2 protein-coding genes are annotated in these 3,690 nt (G+C 63.1%); one reads left to right on the top strand and one right to left on the bottom strand.

Features of this window, described 5'->3' with window-relative positions; genetic code table 11:
* Positions 1–33 precede the first annotated feature (33 nt).
* Positions 34–645, bottom strand: a complete 612-nt coding sequence (locus DW2_RS18770; protein WP_038148987.1) for a recombinase family protein — start codon at positions 643–645, stop codon at positions 34–36.
* Between the two features lie 120 nt (positions 646–765).
* On the opposite strand from DW2_RS18770, the gene DW2_RS18765 reads away from it, so the two are divergent.
* Positions 766–3,657 (top strand): Tn3 family transposase, encoded by a 2,892-nt coding sequence (locus DW2_RS18765; RefSeq protein ID WP_038148986.1) that lies wholly within the window; start codon positions 766–768, stop codon positions 3,655–3,657.
* Positions 3,658–3,690 lie beyond the last annotated feature (33 nt).

Raw genomic sequence — 3,690 nt, 5'->3', positions numbered from 1 at the left:
GGGGTCTGCTGCCGGACGGTGCTAAATCCTACGCTAAGCCGATAAAACGCGCCTTCCGTGGTCCCTGAGGTTTCCGTTGGCATCGACGTAGCGATAGAGGGTCACCGGTTTGACGCCCAGCTCGGCCGCGAGGGCGGCGACTGAGGTGTCCCTGTTTGACATGGCCGCTTGGGCCAGGCGGACCTGAGCCTTGGTCAGTGCGAACTTTCGCCCGCCTTTTCGACCGCGCGCCCGGGCGGCTGCGAGACCTGCCATGGTGCGTTCCCGGATCAGGTCGCGCTCGAACTCCGCCAGGGTCGCGAAGATGCCGAAGATCATGCGACCGGCCGAGGTGGTGGTGTCGATTTCAGCGCCTTGACCAGTCAGCACGCGCAAGCCGATGCCGCGATCCGACAGGTCGCGCACGGTGTTGACCAAGTGGGTCAGCGTGCGCCCGAGCCTGTCCAGCTTCCAGACCACGAGAACATCCCCTTCCCGCAATGACCGCAGGCAGGCCTCCAGTCCTGGGCGATCATCGCGTGCGCCGGATGCCTGATCTTCGTAAATGCGTTCCGCGGGCACTCCTGCGGCGATCAGGGCGTCGCGCTGGAGATCCAGAGACTGCGACCCGTCAGCCTTGGAGATGCGTGCGTAGCCGATCAACATGTTTCACAAACGTTCGTTTGAGGTGCTTTCGTGCGGCCGGTGCTTTTCGGCATCAACCCTGTTCCTTATCCCATATCTTAAACAGAATATCACAAACTATTCGCGGAAAGAAAAAGATATATGGCACATCGCACAGTTCTGACCGACCGGCAGCGCGCAGCATTGTTCGATCTGCCGACCGTTGAGGCCGAGATGCTGCATCATTACACGCTGTCGGACGATGACCTGGAAATCATCCGCGCCCGACGCCGTCCACACAACCGTTTCGGCTTTGCTCTGCAACTGTGCGCCTTGCGATATCCCGGTCGTCTGCTGACACCCGGTGAAGTCATTCCCTTGGCAGTTACGCGCTTTCTGGCCGCGCAGGTTGGCCTGAAGCCTGATGATCTGGCCGGTTACGCGACCCGTGAAGAGACCCGCCATGAACATCTGGCGACGCTCAGAGAGCAGTATGGCTACAGGATGTTTTCTGGGAGAGGGGCGCGCGACCTGAAGGGCTGGCTGCAGGATGCGGCCGAGGGTGCCCGTTCCAATGACGATCTGGCACGGCGCTTTGTCGAGCAGTGCCGGGCGACCCGAACCATACTGCCTGGCGTCACGATCATCGAGCGCCTATGCGCGGACGCGCTTGTGGCTGCGGAGCGGCGGATCGAGTCCCGGATCGCGGAGCGGCTGGACGATGCCATGAGGACCCGCCTCGATGCCTTGCTGACGGAAGACGCTGGCGGATCGGTCACGCGGTTTGTCTGGCTGCGTCAATTCGAGGCCGGGCAGAACTCGGCCGACATGAACCGTCTTCTGGATCGGCTGGAATTCCTGCAACGCCTTGGGCTGACCGAGACGGTTCTGGCTGGGGTGCCGCCGCACCGGATTGCCCGACTTCGCAGGCAGGGAGAGCGATACTTCGCGGGCGATTTGCGAGACATCTCCGGTGATCGCCGTCTCGCCATCCTTGCCGTCTGCGTACTGGAATGGCGCAGCGCCCTTGCCGACGCCATTGTGGAGACCCATGACCGGATCGTCGGCAAGACCTGGCGCGAGGCGAAGTCCCGACGTGACGCTCGTGCGGAAGATGCCAAGGCAGCGCTAAAGGACACCTTGCAGTCCTTCGCCACCCTCGGTTCGGCGCTGCTGGAAGCCCATGAAGATCGCGCATCGCTCGAGGAGGCTGTCGACAATGCCGGTGGCTGGTTATCCCTCAAGGGGCTGGTCGCGACAGCGGCCCAGTTGACAGACACCTTGGCCGCCGACCCTCTGGCGCATGTCGGACATGGGTATCATCGCTTCCGCCGCTACGCACCGCGCATGCTGCGGACGCTCGACATTCGCGCCGCGCCCGTGGCGGAACCGCTGCTGGCGGCGAGCACAATCATCGCGGGCACGGAGACGACGGAGATCCTGCCGCTGACGTTTCTGCGCCGGGGGTCGAAGTGGTTGCGGCACCTGAACGCGGATGGCGGCGATGCAGGCCGTCTGTGGGAAGTCGCGGTTCTGTTCCATCTGCGGGAATCCTTCCGCTCGGGCGATGTGTGGCTCGCCCATTCACGGCGGTTTGGCGACCTGAAGGAGGCGCTTGTTCCGGCAGAGGTTGCCCGCGCCACGCCGAAGCTAGCCATGCCGTTTGAGCCCGATATCTGGCTCGCCGACCGCAAGGCACGAATGTCCGACGCCCTGCGTCGCTTGGCGCGGGCTGCAAAGGCCGGGGCCATTCCGGGCGGGTCGATCGAAGATGGTGTGCTGAAGATCGACCGCCTGACCGCCGCTGTTCCCGAAGAAGCCGAAGCCATGGTCCTCGACCTCTACAAGCGCCTGCCGGAAATCAGGGTCACGGATCTCTTGCTGGAAGTGGATGACGAGGTCGGGTTCACCGAAGCCTTCACGCATCTGCATACGGGTGTGCCTTGCAAGGACAGGATCGGCCTCTTGAACGTGCTGCTTGCCGAGGGACTGAACCTCGGCCTCAGCAAGATGGCAGGGGCTACCAACACCCATGACTACTTCCAGCTCTCCCGCCTGTCGCGATGGCATGTCGAAGGCGAGGCCATGTCGCGCGCACTGGCAAAGGTGATCGAGGCGCAGTCCGCGCTGCCGATGGCACGGTTCTGGGGTGCCGGACAAACGGCATCGAGTGATGGGCAATTCTTCCCGACGACACGACAAGGCGAGGCGATGAACCTCATCAACGCCAAATACGGCCAAGAGCCCGGGCTGAAGGCCTACACCCATGTGTCCGACCAGTTCGGCCCCTTCGCCACCCAGACCATCCCGGCCACGGTGAACGAAGCTCCCTACATTCTGGATGGCTTGCTGATGACGGGCGCGGGCCAGAATATCCGCGAGCAGTATGCCGACACGGGCGGCTTCACCGACCATGTCTTCGCGGTAACAGCCCTCTTGGGCTTCCAGTTCATCCCCCGCATCAGGGACCTGCCATTGAAGCGCCTCTATCTCTTCGACCCGGCAGCCTGCCCCAAAGAGCTGAAGGGGCTGATCGGCGGCAAGATCAAGGAACCCCTCGTCACGGCAAACTGGCCCGACATCCTGCGCAGCGCTGCCACCATGGTCGCGGGCGTCATGCCCCCGAGCCAATTGTTGCGGAAGTTCGCTGCCTATCCCCGACAGCACGAGCTGGCCTTGGCCTTGCGCGAAATCGGACGTGTCGAGCGCACGCTCTTTATCATCGACTGGCTGCTCGATGCCGACATGCAGCGCCGCGCACAGATCGGGCTGAACAAAGGCGAGGCTCATCACGCTCTGAAAAACGCCCTACGCATCGGCCGCCAAGGGGAAATCCGCGACCGGTCCGCCGAAGGGCAGCACTTCCGCATGGCAGGCCTCAATCTGCTCGCCGCCATCATCATCTACTGGAACACCAAACATCTCGGGGAGGCAGTCACAAGCCGCCACCGCGCCGGTCTCGACTGTTCGCCCGGCCTTCTGGCTCACATCTCGCCCCTCGGATGGGCGCACATCTTACTCACAGGGGAGTACAGGTGGCCGAAAAGAGCTTAGCGTAGGATTTAGCACCGTCCGGCAGCAGACCCC

Source organism: Thioclava atlantica, assembly GCF_000737065.1.
Lineage (GTDB): Bacteria > Pseudomonadota > Alphaproteobacteria > Rhodobacterales > Rhodobacteraceae > Thioclava > Thioclava atlantica.
Note: the sequence above shows the minus strand (reverse complement) of the source record. Positions and strands in the feature narration are given on the sequence as shown.

What these genes read in the sequence shown, in the direction of transcription:
- DW2_RS18770 (WP_038148987.1), bottom strand. Translation starts at nt 645, where the DNA reads ATGTTGATCGGCTACGCACGCATCTCCAAGGCTGACGGGTCGCAGTCT.
- DW2_RS18765 (WP_038148986.1), top strand. Translation starts at nt 766, where the DNA reads ATGGCACATCGCACAGTTCTGACCGACCGGCAGCGCGCAGCATTGTTC.